15 protein-coding genes and 1 pseudogene are annotated in these 15051 nt (G+C 64.9%); 12 read left to right on the plus strand and 4 right to left on the minus strand.

The window, feature by feature from the left end; all coding sequences use genetic code 11:
* The first annotated feature begins 168 nt into the window (after positions 1 to 168).
* From CN538_RS02105 to CN538_RS02145, 9 genes and pseudogenes are all read left to right on the plus strand, one after another.
* Positions 169 to 792, plus strand: coding sequence for an EboA domain-containing protein (locus tag CN538_RS02105; RefSeq protein WP_277985076.1), 624 nt, complete (start codon positions 169 to 171; stop codon positions 790 to 792).
* A gap of 3 nt (positions 793 to 795) precedes the next feature.
* Complete coding sequence (locus tag CN538_RS02110) at positions 796 to 1716, plus strand: TatD family hydrolase (protein ID WP_106418400.1); 921 nt, start codon at positions 796 to 798, stop codon at positions 1714 to 1716.
* A gap of 631 nt (positions 1717 to 2347) precedes the next feature.
* A complete protein-coding gene (locus CN538_RS02115; protein WP_106418401.1) occupies positions 2348 to 3025 on the plus strand; it encodes a LuxR C-terminal-related transcriptional regulator in 678 nt (225 codons plus the stop codon).
* Positions 3022 to 3564 (plus strand): CsgE family curli-type amyloid fiber assembly protein, encoded by a 543-nt coding sequence (locus CN538_RS21690; RefSeq protein ID WP_242495484.1) that lies wholly within the window; start codon positions 3022 to 3024, stop codon positions 3562 to 3564. Before CN538_RS02115 ends, CN538_RS21690 begins: the two co-directional genes overlap by 4 nt.
* A gap of 1 nt (position 3565) precedes the next feature.
* On the plus strand, positions 3566 to 3988 hold the full coding sequence (locus CN538_RS02125; protein WP_106418403.1) for a curli assembly protein CsgF: 423 nt from the start codon (positions 3566 to 3568) through the stop codon (positions 3986 to 3988).
* A gap of 89 nt (positions 3989 to 4077) precedes the next feature.
* A pseudogene (locus tag CN538_RS02130) lies at positions 4078 to 4853 on the plus strand (CsgG/HfaB family protein).
* A 299-nt stretch (positions 4854 to 5152) separates the two neighbouring features.
* Positions 5153 to 5767 (plus strand): hypothetical protein, encoded by a 615-nt coding sequence (locus CN538_RS02135; protein WP_129591276.1) that lies wholly within the window; start codon positions 5153 to 5155, stop codon positions 5765 to 5767.
* 62 nt (positions 5768 to 5829) lie between these two features.
* Positions 5830 to 6546 carry a hypothetical protein gene (locus CN538_RS02140; RefSeq protein WP_164999484.1) on the plus strand — a complete coding sequence of 239 codons (717 nt, stop codon included), beginning with the start codon at positions 5830 to 5832 and terminating at the stop codon, positions 6544 to 6546.
* A 159-nt stretch (positions 6547 to 6705) separates the two neighbouring features.
* A complete protein-coding gene (locus tag CN538_RS02145) occupies positions 6706 to 7623 on the plus strand; it encodes a lysophospholipid acyltransferase family protein (protein ID WP_106418406.1) in 918 nt (305 codons plus the stop codon).
* Positions 7624 to 7808: 185 nt separating this feature from the next.
* Here CN538_RS02145 and CN538_RS02150 read toward each other — a convergent pair whose 3' ends face one another.
* The 3 genes from CN538_RS02150 to CN538_RS02160 all read right to left on the minus strand — a co-directional run bounded on the left by CN538_RS02150 (position 7809) and on the right by CN538_RS02160 (position 10690).
* Positions 7809 to 8795, minus strand: a complete 987-nt coding sequence (locus tag CN538_RS02150; RefSeq protein ID WP_340638366.1) for an NAD(P)-dependent oxidoreductase — start codon at positions 8793 to 8795, stop codon at positions 7809 to 7811.
* Between the two features lie 62 nt (positions 8796 to 8857).
* Positions 8858 to 9721 (minus strand): pirin family protein, encoded by an 864-nt coding sequence (locus tag CN538_RS02155; RefSeq protein ID WP_106418408.1) that lies wholly within the window; start codon positions 9719 to 9721, stop codon positions 8858 to 8860.
* Positions 9722 to 9796: 75 nt separating this feature from the next.
* Positions 9797 to 10690 (minus strand): LysR family transcriptional regulator, encoded by an 894-nt coding sequence (locus tag CN538_RS02160; RefSeq protein ID WP_106418409.1) that lies wholly within the window; start codon positions 10688 to 10690, stop codon positions 9797 to 9799.
* Positions 10691 to 10829: 139 nt separating this feature from the next.
* Here CN538_RS02160 and CN538_RS02165 point away from each other — a divergent pair, with 139 nt between their 5' ends.
* Complete coding sequence (locus CN538_RS02165; protein ID WP_106418410.1) at positions 10830 to 11228, plus strand: VOC family protein; 399 nt, start codon at positions 10830 to 10832, stop codon at positions 11226 to 11228.
* Positions 11229 to 11379: 151 nt separating this feature from the next.
* Here CN538_RS02165 and CN538_RS02170 read toward each other — a convergent pair whose 3' ends face one another.
* Positions 11380 to 12705, minus strand: coding sequence for an MFS transporter (locus tag CN538_RS02170; protein WP_242495485.1), 1326 nt, complete (start codon positions 12703 to 12705; stop codon positions 11380 to 11382).
* A 141-nt stretch (positions 12706 to 12846) separates the two neighbouring features.
* Here CN538_RS02170 and CN538_RS02175 point away from each other — a divergent pair, with 141 nt between their 5' ends.
* Together CN538_RS02175 and CN538_RS02180 are read left to right on the plus strand one after the other, a co-directional pair.
* Positions 12847 to 13737, plus strand: coding sequence for a LysR family transcriptional regulator (locus tag CN538_RS02175; RefSeq protein WP_106418411.1), 891 nt, complete (start codon positions 12847 to 12849; stop codon positions 13735 to 13737).
* Between the two features lie 139 nt (positions 13738 to 13876).
* Positions 13877 to 15019, plus strand: coding sequence for an anhydro-N-acetylmuramic acid kinase (locus CN538_RS02180; RefSeq protein ID WP_106418412.1), 1143 nt, complete (start codon positions 13877 to 13879; stop codon positions 15017 to 15019).
* Positions 15020 to 15051 lie beyond the last annotated feature (32 nt).

Genomic DNA, 15051 nt, shown 5'->3' on the forward strand with positions numbered 1-15051 from the left:
CACACGCGCTCGATCACCTGCAGACGAGCGCCGACGAGCGCACGCTGCATCTTTTCCTGGGACAGGTACCCCGACGGCTGGGCAAGGCGGATCTCGAGTTGACCCCCCAGGACCTGACGCGGCGCACGCCCTGCTGGCCGGGCTGGTCGCCGCTCGACTGGAGCCTGGATGGCGCGGCGCGGATCGCCGGGCTCTGACGTTTCGCGGTCCGCGCCCGTTCGCGGCGCTGTTCGAAGATCTCGTGCGCACCGCCGACGAGCGCGAGCTGATCGCTCTCTATCGTGGCCTCTCGTTCTACCCCGAACCGCTGCCTTGAGCGCTCAGGTCGGAGCTGGGCTGCGCTCCAACATGCGCGCCGTCTTCGAAGTGATCGCCCACGGCAACCCTTATCCCCGCGACCATTTCGACCTTCACCGCTGGAACCACATGGTGCTCAAGGCACTATTCATCGGCAGCCGACTGACCCCGATCGTGGGCATCGACCAGCGCCACAACCCGGAGCTGGCGCGCATTCTGCTGGAGTACGCCGACGAGCGCTGGGCCGCCGGTCGCGCGGTCACGCCCGAGCTGTGGCGCTGCGTCGGCCCCTGTGTCGATGCGCTCGGCGCCTACGCCGCGCTGCAGCGCGCCCTGGCGGGATCACCCGCCGAGCGGCTGGCCGCTGGGCTGGCGCTCTCCCAGACCGATACGCCATCGGCCCGTCATCTGCTGACCTCCGTGCCGGAGACTGCGGCCCTCATCGGTACCGGTCGTATCGGTTGGAACAACCTCCACCACTACGAGGCAATCTGAACGATGTATATCGACCCGCATGCGCACATGGTCTCGCGCACCACCGACGATTACGAAGCGATGGCCGCCGCCGGCGTGGTCGCCCTGATCGAACCGGCATTCTGGGTCGGCCAGCCCCGCACCTTCGTCGGCACCTATGTCGACTATCTGTCGTCGCTGGTGGGCTGGGAGCGCTTCCGCGCCGGACAGTTCGGCATCCGCCACTACTGCACCATCGGGCTCAACTCGAAGGAGGCCAACAACGAAGCGCTGGCAGAGGGCGTGATGGAGTGGCTGCCGCGCTTTGCCATGAAGGAGGGCGTGGTGGCGATCGGCGAGATCGGTTATGACGAGCAGACGCCACTGGAAGAGAAGTATTTCCGCGCCCAGCTGGCCCTGGCCAAGGAGCTGGCGCTGCCGGTGATGGTGCACACCCCGCATCGCGACAAGAAACGCGGTACCTCGCGCTCGATGGACGTGTGCGAGGAGATGGGCCTGGACCCCAGTTGGGTGGTGATCGACCACAACAACGAAGAGACCGTGCGCGAGACGCTCGACCGCGGCTACTGGGCCGGCTTCTCGATCTACCCCTCGACCAAGATGGGCAATGCGCGCATGGTCGACCTGCTGCGCCACTACGGCGGCGATCGGATCATCGTCGACAGCGCCTGCGACTGGGGCATTTCCGACTGTCTCGGGGTCGCCAAGACCGCTCGTCTGGCGCTCGCCAGCGGTATCGACGAGCAGGTGGTGCGCCAGGTCACCTATGCCAACGCCCTGTGCGTCTACGGCAAGAGCGAGCAGATGCACGAGTCCGACTGGCTCGATCCACCCGGAATCGACCAGCGCACGCTCTACGAAGGCAATTCGATCCTGCGTGGCGGCCGCGAGCCGCGCATCGAACATCCCGACCGACATGCCGCGGACGACCTGCTGATCGACTGATAGCACGACCGTCACGCCCCTCGGCCCGACAGCGCATCCCCGTGCTGGCGGGCACCGGCTGCCTGGCAATCCACGTGAGACTACGCGCCGCTTCCGCCTGCGCTACCGATGCCCTTCATCACTACCTCACTATCTCACCCCATCACGGCGGCTATCGCGTCTGTTCTACCTACCCCCTTCGGCCACGCTGCGGTGACGCCGCATCGAACCATCGCATCGCCCGACTACTGCGCAGACACTGACGCCGCCGCCGGGCTCGCCTCTTTCTGCTGTCTGGAGCACGGCGGAGCGCCGTCCCTCGTCCCAGAACGTCACGCCGGCGGCCCAGGTGATACGCATTGAAACAATTAGGCGATTAATTCGTACTGGTAACGAAATGCTACCGAAGAGAATTCCCCGAACATCGACTAAGGTCGAGCTCTAGGCGCTGCCGAAATTTACCCCAAGAAAACCATAAGACATTGTATTAAAAGGATAAAAATTATTCTTTGGCCGAAAGGTACTAGAAAAATACCAATCCGTGGAACTTTATCTTCCTGAAAGCCGGTGCAACAATCCGAAACACAAAAAGCCAGCCTTACACAATAACCAGAATATTTACTGTCTAGGCGACGCACGCCAGGGGAATATCATGTCAAGCCCAGAAGCCTCGATGCTGATCGTCACCAGCGAGACAGCGCAGTCGACCCTGCTCGCGATGAGTCTCTCTTCGCATACCGGGATGAGCTATCGCCTGGCGGGCCCGCAGGAGCCGCACAAGGTCTCCGGCGCCAGCTTCGACATCGTCCTGATCGACCTGAGCCAGGTCGATCCCATTCTGTTCCAGAAATGGGAAGAGAGTCTGGCCGGCCAGGGCGACGGCGAAGCCCAGATCTGTGCCTTCAATGCCAAGAACGACACCCACGCGCTGGACGCGGTCTCGCTGTCGCATATCCGTGGCGTGTTCTTCCAGCAGGATACGCCGGAGCTGATGGCCAAGGGCCTGAAGCAGATTCTGCAGGGCCAGATCTGGCTCTCGCGCAATCTGATGAGCCTGCTGATCGACAAGCTGCGCCGCCAGAGCATGGATGCCTACCGTATGGAGGGATACCTGACCCACCGCGAGCGCCAGGTAGTCGGGCTGGTCGGGCTGGGCGCCACCAACGCGCAGATCGCCGAAAAGCTGTTCCTGAGCGAGCACACGGTCAAGACCCACATCTACAACATCTTCAAGAAGATCGGCGCCCAGAATCGGGTCCAGGTGGTGTGTTGGGCGCGCGATCATCTGGGTGCGCTGCCCAACCTGTCACGACCGCGAACCAAGCATTGAGCGCGCGTCATGAACGCCTGCCAACACGCGCCCGGAGCACGCCTCCCGGGTCTGGCGCTACTGGTGCTACTGGTGCTACTGGTGCTGAGCACGAACGGCCTGGCCAGGATGGGGTCGAACCGGACGCTACCAAGACACCTGACGCCCCTAGCGTCAGCATCGATGAGAAGAACCCGCAACGTGCGCTCGACCAGCAGTTCAATCTGCAGCGTCCGGAGCTCTCCGGCATCATCATCGACCGCACTCTGACCATGGCGGGTCGCACCTTCTACCGCAGCTTTTCCCAGGCGGCCATGCGCGACCCGATCGTTTCCGGCGCCGAACTCACCGTCAGCGAACGCCCGGACCCACGCTGGGGCAGCCAGCTGTGGATCGCCGAGCGCAATCAGATCTACTTCAGCACCCAGCTGTCGCCACGCATCAGCGAAGCGGATCGCTACGCCGACGAAGCGGTGCGTGTCGTCCAGGAGGCGATACTGCGCCGCCGTATCGCGCAATCGCTCCAACCCAGCCTAGACCTCTCAGATGAGGAGTTGTGACATGCGCAACCTCGTTCCGCTCTCTCTCGCCCTGGCGCTGGGCGCACTCTCGGTCACCACGACGAGCAGTGCCGGCGAGCTGATCTATCGCCCGATCAACCCGTCATTCGGCGGCGACCCGTTCAACGGCAGCTATCTACTCGGCAAGGCACAGGCCCAGGATACCCACAAAGACCCCAGCCTCGACGACTTCGGGGGCCTGTCGCCCACCGACCGCCTGGTGCAGAGCCTGCAGAGCCGGCTGATCTCGCAGCTGCTTTCGGATGTGAGCTCGGGTGACGTCAGCACCGGCTCCTATGACAGTAACGATTTCGGGGTGGTGGTCAGCGACGAAGGTGGGCAACTGGTGATCACGGTCACCGACAAGGCCACCGGAGACATTACCAATATCAACGTGGGCGGGCTGTCGGCTGGTGGATTCTGAGCCATCGCGACACCACGCAGGGGAACCACAACATGTACAAGCTCATCGCTGCGGTGGCGACTGCCGCCATGCTCTCCGGCTGCGCCGGTATGGTCGCCAATGTCGACGGTCTCGAGGGTAAACCGCCTACCCTGACGCCCCGCGGGGCGACCTGGCAGGATCTCAAGGCGCTGCCTCGCCCCGCCGGCAAGATCCTCGCTGCGGTCTACGATTTTCGCGATCAGACCGGGCAGTACCGACCGGCACCCGCCAGTACCTTCTCCACCGCCGTGACCCAGGGCGCCGCGGCGATGCTCACCGGGGCGCTGGCCGACTCGGGCTGGTTCACGCCGCTGGAGCGGGTCGGCCTGCAGAACCTGCTGACCGAGCGCCGCATCATCCGTGCCGAGCAGGAGCGCTTCAACCGACCGGACAACCTGCCCTCGCTACGCTCCGCCTCGGTGCTGCTGGAGGGCGGAATCATCGCCTACGAATCCAACGTGCGCACCGGCGGGCTGGGCGCCGAGTACTTCGGCATCGGCGCCTCGGGGCAGTATCAGGTCGATCAGGTGACGATCAATCTGCGCGCGGTCGAGATCTCCAGCGGAGAGGTGCTGGCCAACGTCACCACCACCAAGACCATCTACCCAAGGAGATCCGCGCCGGCGTCTTTCGCTTCATCGACTTCCGCCGCCTGCTCGAGGCGGAAGCCGGCCTGACCACCAACGAGCCGGTACAGATGGCGGTGATGTCGGCGATCGAGTCCGCGGTCATTCACCTGATCGCCGAGGGCGTGCAGGACCGACTCTGGAATCTCGCCGACGGCGTGCCGCTGGAGAAGACCGTACTCGCCGACTACCTGAACGAGAGCGTGCCGATGATGTAAGTCAGGGTCATGGGCTGGCGCGGCTCGTCAAGTCGCGCCGGCCAAGACGATTAGTACGACTTTCCCCCTCGACTTGAGCCCTAAAATTGGCCCCTCAACCTGGCCCCTCAACCTGGCCCCCAGCGTCGCATCGACGCTCTCGAAATCGCTTCTGATACGCGCTTTTTATGACACGCTATTGACAGCCGCCACCTGGCGGCTTTTTTATTATCATCATCTATAAACACCCCCGATCCACGCCCTCGAATACACCAGAATTATCATACCGCTAAATCCCTCCGCATCCCGATGTTTCGTGCTTGGAATTGCAGCGATATTGCTCCTACAGATTCACGCGCATCGCACGCAAAAGCCAGCCGTTCGAGGGTGCCATCATGCGTCATACAGCATTCATCACTTACCCACTTCTCAGCGTCTCAGCGTTACTGATGCTGGCCGTGGCACCGGCGATCTGCATGGCGTCCGAGGTAGGTGAAGTCGATGACCACGACTCCCGCGACCGTTATGAGAAGCACATTATTTCTCAACCGGATTCGCGTAGTGACAGCATCGCTTCGCCAGGCACCAATCGTGCATCAGTGGTGCAGTTTGGTGGCGACAACCACGCCCGCATCGCACAGCAGAACAGTCGCCGCGAAGCTGCCAATGTGGCCAGCATTCGTCAGTCCGGCTACGCCAACGATGCTCTGATCGATCAGCGCGGCAACTTCAACGACGGCGAGATCGATCAGACCGGGCACTCGCTCGACGCCAAGCTGCTGCAGCGGGGCAGCGGCTACGAGGCCAAGATCAATCAGCGCGGCGCCAATGGCACCGTGAATATTCAACAGTCGGGAACCGGCCACCGAGCCATCACCGTCGACCAGCTGTCGCGGTCGGGTAGCGGCGCAACGGCCACCATCGTGACCTACTGATGGCTGCCTCGGCAGCCGTACAGGGGAACGCAAGGCGGTACTCAGAGAACCAGGGGAAAATCATGAAAATCAAAATGTCGGTACTCGCAGCTTCCATCGCCATGGCCATGAGCGCAGCCGCTATGGCAGCGGACGCAACGCAATCGAGCCCGGGCGGCAATACCAACCCGTCCGATACTTTCCAGTCCTCGCGTGACGCGATCGACGCCATGGCCGGCTTCAACGGCAATGCCAGCAATGCCGCCGAGTCGTTCATCGACCAGAACGGTGACGGTAACGACGCCAACGTCGTGCAGAGCGGCAACCAGTGGTCGCGCGTCACCCAGCAGGACAACAACAACGTGGCCCGCGTGCGTCAGGAAAGCGGTACCGAGAACGAGTCGAGCATCAGCCAGAAAGACCCTGCCAACCTGGCCGAGGTCACCCAGGCCGGCTACCGCAACGACTCGATCGTCAGCCAGCAAGGCTTTGCGGGTCACGCCTACAACGACGCCTACGTCACCCAGAATGGCGACCTCAACGACAGCTACATCATGCAGCGTGGCTGGGCAAACCGGTCGGACGTGAGCCAGCAGGGCGACGAGCTGGATAGCGACATCCTGCAGAAAGGTGGCTACAACCGGGCTGTCGTCACCCAGTCCGGCTATGGCCACGACTCCTACGTCAGCCAGGATGGCTGGAGCAACAGCGTCAACCACAGCCAGTCCGGCGGCTGGCAGAACTTCGCCCAGACCGTGCAGAACGGCAACGGCAACGTGGCCAACGTCACCCAGTACTGAGCCCGGCTCACACAGCGCGCCAGAACAGCCCAGCCGGCATCCGCCGGCTGGGTTTTTGCGTTGGTGATCACCCGACTATTCTTGCCAGGCCCTAGAACCCGGGCGGTGCCACAGGCAAAATGCCCGGCGACACTCGCCGAAAGACCGACCCTTATCCGGATGAAGAGATCGTTCAATGCCACCGCCATTCATGGGCTCTGGCGGCTACTATCAGGCTGGCGCCTGAGCGCACTGTGGCGCCTGGCGGGCGTTGCCAGCCGCGTACTCTACGCCGTATCACGCCGCGAACGCCACGTGTCGCGGCGTAATCTGGAGGTCGCCTTCCCTGACGCAACTCCGGCCGATCGCCGCCTGTGCGTTCAACAGAGCCTGCGCCACTCTGCAGCCACCATGCTCGAGCTCGGTTTTGCCTGGATCGGCGAGCCACAGCGTGTCGAGGCAGCAATCGTCGAGGTGCATGGGCGCGAGCTGCTCGATGACGCGCGGGCGGAGAACCGCGGCGTGATCGTGCTGGCACCGCACTTCGGCAACTGGGAGGTGCTCAACTTCTGGCTCTCCAGCCACTTTCCCTTCACCGCCATGTACGAACCCCCCAAGATCGCCGATCTCGATCCGGTGATTCGTCACGGCCGCGAGCGCATGGGCGCCGAGCTGGTGCCGACCAATCCTCGCGGCGTGGCTGCCCTGCTCAAGGCGTTGAAGCGCGCCGAGGCGATCGGCATTCTGCCGGATCAGGAGCCGGACTGGGGCAGTGGCGTCTTCGCCGATTTCTTCGGCCGCCAGGCCTACACCGCGACGCTACTGCCCAAGCTGGTGGCTCGCACCCAGGCGCGGGTGGTTACCGGGGTCGCGCGCCGGCTACCCGAAGGACAAGGATTCGCGATCCACTTCCTGGCCGCCGACGAGCGCGTCTACGCCAGCGACGAGGCCACCTCGGCGACCGGCGTCAACGCCTGCGTCGAGGCCGCCATCGCGCTCGACCCGGTGCAGTACCAGTGGGAGTACAAGCGCTGGAAGAAGACACCGGAAGAGGAGCACAACGTCCCCGACTTTCGGCGCTTTCGGCTCTATCGCTAGGCTTTGTACGAAAACTACCTGCGCTCGGCAATACCGCGTTAAAAATCAGCTCAGAATGCTCATTTACACCCCGTAAACTCCGCGTCTTCGCCGATTTTTGCCTTGTCTTGCCTTCGCTCGCTGACTTTTCGTACAAACCTAGTCCTGAATCGCCCGTGTCGGCAGAGTAGCGGATAGGGAAACGCCTAGCGCGCGTCGAGATTACCGCGCCGCGCCGCGGTCTCGGCCAGCGCCGCCCAGTCCTTGTCGGCATCACCATGAGCCATGGCATCGAGCAGGCTGTCACGCAGCACGCCGGCGAACGGTAACGGCACCTGTCGCTCCTGCGACGCCGCCAGCGCCAGACTCACATCCTTGAAGCCCCAAGCCATCTTCATGCCCGCGGGGGTGTAGCGCGCCTCGCGAATCATCTTGCCGTAGCCCTGATAGGCCGGCGCGGCGAACAGCGTGCTGGTGACGATCTCCAGAAAGGTATCGGCATCGATACCGTAGGCACGCGTCAGCGCCGAGGCCTCGCCCATCGATTCGATCGCCGTGGCCAGCATGAAGTTGGCCGCGATCTTGACCACGCAGGCGCGCTCCGGCGCCTCGCCCACCGGCCACAGCCGCTGACCCAGCGCCTCCAGCACCGGCGTCACCCGCTCCTGCGCCGCCGGTGCGCCGGCCACGATGATATTGAGCTTGCCCGCGGCCGCCACGTCCGGGCGCCCCAGCACAGGGGCCGCGACGTAGTGCGAACCGAGCCCTTCATGCAGCGCGCTCATCGCCCGCGCCAGACCCGGTGATACCGTGGCCATGTTGACGTGCACGCTGCCCTTGGGCAGCGCCTCGAGCGCCTTGGATGCCACCAGCACCTCGTGCACGCTGTGATCGTCGGGCAGCATGCTGATCAGCACCTCGCACTTGGCGGCCAACGCCCGCGCCGACTTGGCCGCCTTGGCGCCTTCGGCCACCAGCGCCTCTACCGGCGCCGGCGAGCGATTCCACACCGTCACCGTGTGGCCGGCCTTGAGCAGCTGCGCTGCCATCCCCTGGCCCATGGCCCCCAGACCCACGAATCCTACGTTCATTGCTGTCTCCTGATATGGATTGAAGCGCGATAGACGCTTGAAGCTGGCGAGCGACCGAAACCCGATACTCGTTAGAAACCTGACGTTCGATCGACAAGCGATGCCAGCATGCGGTCTTACCCTTCTCCGAGCCTAGACAGCCCGCGCGTCGCCCGCCACGCTGATCACGCCAGCCCGCCGAAGCGCCCAGCCTGGTAGTCATCGATGGCTGCAGCGATCTCCTCGCGGGTGTTCATCACGAACGGGCCATGGGAGACCACCGGCTCATCGATCACTGGCGCATGGCCGAAGATCAGCCGTGACCCGGTGGTTGTGGTCAACTCGATGCTATCTCCCTGCGTGTCCAGCTCGATCAGGTGCTTGGCTTTGACGTCGTCGCCGCCGAGGCTGGCTTCGCCGTCGATCAGGTAGAGAAAGACCTGCCGCCCTGTCGGAACCGGCAACGTATGGGAAGCGCCCGCCGTTAGCGTCAGCGTCGACATGAACACATCGGTCAGGCTCTCGACAGGCCCGCGTCGACCCTGGAACTCACCGGCTATCAGGTTCAGCTCACCGCCCCCGGCCAGGGCAATCGTCGGAATGGACTCGCGCTGCAGCCCGGTGTAACGCGGCTCGCTCATCTTCAGCCGAGCCGGCAGGTTGATCCACAGCTGCAGAATCTCCAGCGGCCCACCGTCACGCAGGAACTCGGGCGGGGAGATCTCGGCGTGGACGATACCGCTGCCGGCGGTCATCCACTGCACGCCACCGGCATGGATCACGCTCTGATGGTCCGCGCTGTCGGCGTGGGCCAGCGAGCCTTCGAGGATGAAGGTCACCGTCTCGAAGCCGCGATGTGGATGTGGGCCGAACGGCAAGCCATGGTTATTGGGCGGATAGACCTGCGGACCGTGATGATTGAGAAACAGGAAGGGATCGAGCTGCGACAGGCGCGGCCCCGGCAGCGGTCGCCGAGTCGTCAGATCGCCGATATCGTCACGGATGGCCGGGTGCAGGGCGATGACGCCGCGTGGTGTGGTGGTAGACATGCGAGGCTCCTGAATGGCGTTAGAGAGCAGTCTAGGCCACGGATGCCGCGAAAAAAGCGAATGATTTCAGCTCAATCATTGCATAGGGTCGTCGACAATCGCATGCGCGGCCTCGCCCAGCATTGCCTCTTCGATCAGCGCCACCAGCGCGGACTGTTCCGGTGGCAGACGCGACACCATCACCAGCTCGCGGTGGAAGACACGCTCGCCCAGCGGCAGCACTCGCACCGGCAGCGGCGACTGCAAACACCACATGCCGGTGCGCGGGATCAGCGCCACGCCCAGACCGCAGGCCACCAGACGCGCGATGGCGTCGATCTCGTCGAGTTCGAGACGAATCTCCGGGCGCAACCCCTGGCGCTCGAGAAAGCGCACCACCTGACGCCCACCGAACGAGCCGCGGTCGTAAAGCACCAGAGGGTGCCGCGTCAGCAGTGCTTCCAGGGTCACCTCCCGGCTGGCGGGCGGGGCAATCAGCACAAAGGGCTCGCGGGCGACGACGCAGGCGTAGAGATCCCGCGGTAGCGCGAACGGCGGCTTGACGATCAGCGCCATGTCCAGATCGCCCTTGTCGACCTGGTCGAGCAGCGCCAGTGACACCCCGGGCACCACCCGCGTCATTACCCCCGGCGCGCGCGCCGCCAGCGTCGCGAGGATCGCCGGCAGGCGTCCGCTCTGGACGCTGGCGATGGCGCCGAGATGCCAGTCGCCGCTCAGTTCGTCGCCGCTGGAGGCGCGAATGCGCGCGGCCAGCTCGAGCATACTCTCGGCCTGCGGCAGCAGGCGCCGCCCCGCCGCATTGAGACGCACGGCGCGCCCGGTGCGCTCGAACAGCGGCTCGCCGATGTCCGCTTCCAGGTTGCGGATCTGCGCGCTCACCGCCGACTGGGTCAGCCCCACCGCACCGCCGGCGGCCGAGAAGGTCCCGTGGCGCCGGGGGGCGCGCATGCTGTCGGGGTCGCGCAGCATGCTGTCGTCCTGAATCCATTATTTTCGATATCAGACTGCAATATTATCCGCTTTCCATCGATTTTTTTCGCCATCAAACTGAGCCCACACACGACACTCGAGGAGCACTCATCATGGCACTCTCCCCCTTCACCTCGCCATTCCAGTTCACGACCTGCCCGCCGCGCGCAAGTTCTACGGCGAGACCTTCGGCCTGAGCGAAGGCCGTTCCAGCGAGCAGTGGGTGGATTTCGACTTCTACGGCCACCAATTGGTGATCCACGAGCACCCGCAGACGCCTTCTCAGCAGGCGGCACACACCAATCCGGTCGACGGCCACGATGTACCGGTGCCGCACTTCGGCATCATCTTGGGCTGGGATGAGTGGGAAGCCCTGGCCGAGCGCCTGAAAGGCTTCGGCACCGAGTTCGTGATCGAGCCCTATGTGCGCTTCAAGGGGCAGGTCGGCGAACAGGCCACCATGTTCCTGCTCGACCCCTGCGGCAACGCGCTCGAGTTCAAGGCCTTCAAGGACATGAGCCAGCTGTTCGCCAAGTGAATCCGGCGGCATCGGCCTCTCCGGTTAGCCTCATCCGAGTTAACGCCCGAACGAGATAGCCCCTAAGAAATAGCCGAAAGATAGTCCGGAAAAGACAGCCAGGGGCCGGTCACTGATCGGCCCCTGGCGTTGTTGTTACCTGGCGTGGGCATCACCCGGCCGCGCCGGGCGCCTCCAGGCGGCGCAGCGCGAACACACCGATCATTAGCGCCACGAGCAGCAGTACCCCGATGAACAGTGCCACGCCGTGCCAGCCGCCCCAGTACCAGAAGGCACCGCCAAGGGTACCTGCGACGCTGGAGCCCAGATAGTAGCTGAACAGATAGAGCGAAGACGCCTGCCCCTTGGCCTGCCGGGCACGCTGCCCGACCCAGCCGCTGGCCAGCGAATGGGCGGCGAAGAAGCCGAAGGTAAAGATCAGAATGCCGACAAGAATCAGACTGATCGGCTCGAACAGGGTGATCGCCAGCCCCACCAGCATCATCACGATGAACAGCCAGAAAATGCGCGGTCGCCCCAGGCGATCGGCCAGCGAACCCGCCCAGGCCGAGCTGTAGGTGCCCGAGAGATAGGCGATAGAGAGTAGCCCGACCAGCGCCTGACTGACCTGATAGGGCTCCGCCAGCAGACGATAGGCGATGTAGTTGTAGAGGGAGACGAAGCCACCCATCAGCAGGAAGGCTTCGAGAAACAAAAGCGGCAGCCCGCGATCCTTGAAGTGCACCGTGAAGCCGGAAAGCACGCTGCGCGCATTGAAGGGCCGTGGCGTAAAGTGGCGCGACGGCGGCAGCCAACGCATGAACAAAAGCGCAGCGAGCAGCGCCACCAGGCCGATGATCGCCAGCGTCCAGCGCCACGGTACCCAGTCCACCATCACCCCACTGATCAGGCGTCCGCTCATCCCGCCGATGCTGTTGCCGCTGATGTAGAGCCCCATCGACAGCCCCACGTAGCGCGGATGAATCTCCTCGTTGAGATAGGTCATCGCCACCGCGCAGAGCCCCGACAGTGATAGCCCCGCCAGCGCCCGCATCACCAGGACCCCGGACCAGCTCGGCATCACCGCCGCCAGCAGCGTGCAGGTCGAAGCCGCCAGGAGTGCCACCGACATGATCGACTTGCGCCCCACGGCATCCGAGATCGGCCCGGTGATCAGCAGGCCGATCGCCAGCATGCCGGTGGCCACCGAGAGCGACAGACTGCTGGTGGCGGCGTCGATACCGAAGGCCTCGGAGAGAATCGGCATGATCGGCTGCACGCAGTAGAGCAGCACGAAGGTCGAGAAGGCGCCCAGGAACAGCGCCAGCATGGTGGGCCGATAGCCGCGGCGGCCGCGCTCGATAAAGGCGCCCTCGGCGGCCTCCGCCTCGAGACGTTCGGCGGCGTTTTTCAGCGACCGATTGGTGTCACTGACGGCACCGGTCGTGGCATCCAAGGTGGTATCGCGCAGTGGCGCGGGGGTGCGGTGGCGGGGCAAGTCGAAACTCCTGAGGAAAGCGGCCGCGCGGTGGCTGCCGAGCGCCGGTCAGAACCTAGCATAAGGCGGCGCAAGCCTTATTTCGAATATATGATTCATAGTCTTTGATATCCTTTAGATATCATTCAGGTGGACGAGACCATGGAACTGCGAACCCTGCGCTACTTCGTCGCCGTGGCCGAGGAGCTGCACTTCAGCCGCGCCGCGGCCCGCCTGGGCATCTCCCAGCCGCCGCTGAGTCAACAGATCAAGGCGCTGGAGGAAGAACTGGGCGGCCGGCTGCTGGTGCGTACCAACAGACGTGTGGCGCTGACCGCCGCGGGCGAGCTGTTCCTCGACGAGGCGCGGGAGGTGCTCGCCCGCGCCGAGCGCGCCTCACGCCTGGTCTCTCGCCTCGGCCGCGGCGAGAGTGGCCAGCTGCGTATCGGCTTCACCACCTCGGTGCCGCTGACCCCGCTGCTGCCACGCACGCTGACGCACTATCGCCAGCGCTACCCCGATGTCGACCTGCGCATGCACGAGCTCAACAGCCAGCGCCAGATCGCGCCGCTGCTGGAGGGCGATCTGGATATCGGCATCATGCGCCCGGCCACGCTGCCACCGGAGCTTTCCGCCTTCACCCTGATCCGCGAACCGCTAGTGGCGGTGGTCAATGCCCAGAGCGAGCTCGGCGCGAGCGATACCCCGCTGAGTCTGGCCGAGCTGGCCACCCAGCCCTTCGTCTACTTCTCGCCCGCCGCCGGTACTGGTCTGCTCGACCAGTTCAATGTGCTGTTCGCCCAGCGCGGGCTGACGCCGCGTCTGGTCCAGGAGGTCGGTGGCCCCAACACCATCATCAGCCTGGTCGCCAGCGGGCTGGGTGTCTCGCTGCTGCCCGAGTCGTTTCGCCATATCCACATCGACAACGTGCGCTACCGTCCGATCAGTGATGCCGATGCGCGCTCCGAGGTGTGGTTGACCCATCCGCGCCACCACCTGACGCCCCAGGCGCAACACTTCATTCAGATCGTGCGCGAGGCCATCGCCGGTTGAACCGCGGCGCGCACCCGCTTTGCGCGGCTGCCCGCAGCCGGTAGAGTCTGCGCCAGACCTGCTCGCGACCAGCCATCTCTTCACGATGCGAGCGTCATACCATCGTCATACCCGCTTCAAGCACACAGGAGACGCCACCATGCAATCCGGCTGGAGCCTCGGTCTCATGACCGGCACCGTGCTCGATGGCAACATCGATATCGCCATGCTGCGCAGCGATGGCGAGACCATCGACGAGTTCGGCCCCTACGAGCTGGTGCCCTACGCCCAGGATATCCGCCCGCTGCTGGCCGAGGCCCTGGAGACCGCTCGGGCATGGCACTTCGAGGGCCCCGAGCCGGCGATCTTCCGCCGCGCCGAAGCCGCGCTGACCGAAGCGCAGTCCGTTGCCGTGCTCGACTTCCTGGCCCGCCATGGCTTCCACCCCGAACAGCTCGGTGCGGTCGGTTTCCACGGCCAGACCGTGCTCCACCGGCCCCCGGTCGCCGGCCGCCGTGGCGCCACCCGCCAGCTGGGCGATGGCGAGCTGATGGCGCGCCTGGTGGGCAGCGACGTGGTCTATGACTTTCGCAGTGCGGACGTCGAGCACGGCGGCCAGGGAGCGCCACTGTCGGCGGTCTATCATCGCGCGCTGCTCGAGCGCCTGGGCGCCGGTGCCGAGAGTCTGGTGCTCAACCTCGGCGGCGTCGCCAATCTTTCCTGGTGGGACGGCGAGCCATCCGACCAGGGGCGCCTGATCGCCTTCGATACCGGCCCCGCCAACGCGCCGATCGATGACTGGGTGCGCCAGCACACCGGCGCGGCGATGGACCACGACGGCCTCATCGCCGCCCGCGGACAGGTGGATGAGCCGCGGCTTCAAGCGCTGCTCGAGCACCCCTATCTCGCCGCGCCCTACCCCAAGTCGCTGGATCGCTTCGACTTTCAGGCGGAGATGGCCGCGGGGCTGACGCTGGAAGATGGCGCCGCCACCCTGACCGCCTTCACCGCCGCCGCCGTGGCCCGGGCGATGGCCCTGCTGCCCCAGCGGCCCGAGCGGATCGTGGTGTGCGGCGGCGGGCGTCGCAACCCCACGCTGATGCGCGAACTCGCCTACCGCACCGGTGCCGAGGTTCGGCTTGCCGATAGCGTCGGCTGGCGCGGGGACGCGATCGAGGCCGAATGCTTCGCCTACCTGGCCATGCGCTCGCTGCGCGGCCTGCCACTGAGCTTTCCGCTCACCACCGGCGTGGCCGCGCCCCAGCCCGGTGGCAGGCTGGCGCGGGCCAACGCCCCCGCTTGACCCGCCCTCTGCGCTACCCCAGACTGGCCGGG

Source organism: Salinicola tamaricis (assembly GCF_003006155.1).
GTDB classification, from domain to species: Bacteria; Pseudomonadota; Gammaproteobacteria; order Pseudomonadales; family Halomonadaceae; genus Salinicola; species Salinicola tamaricis.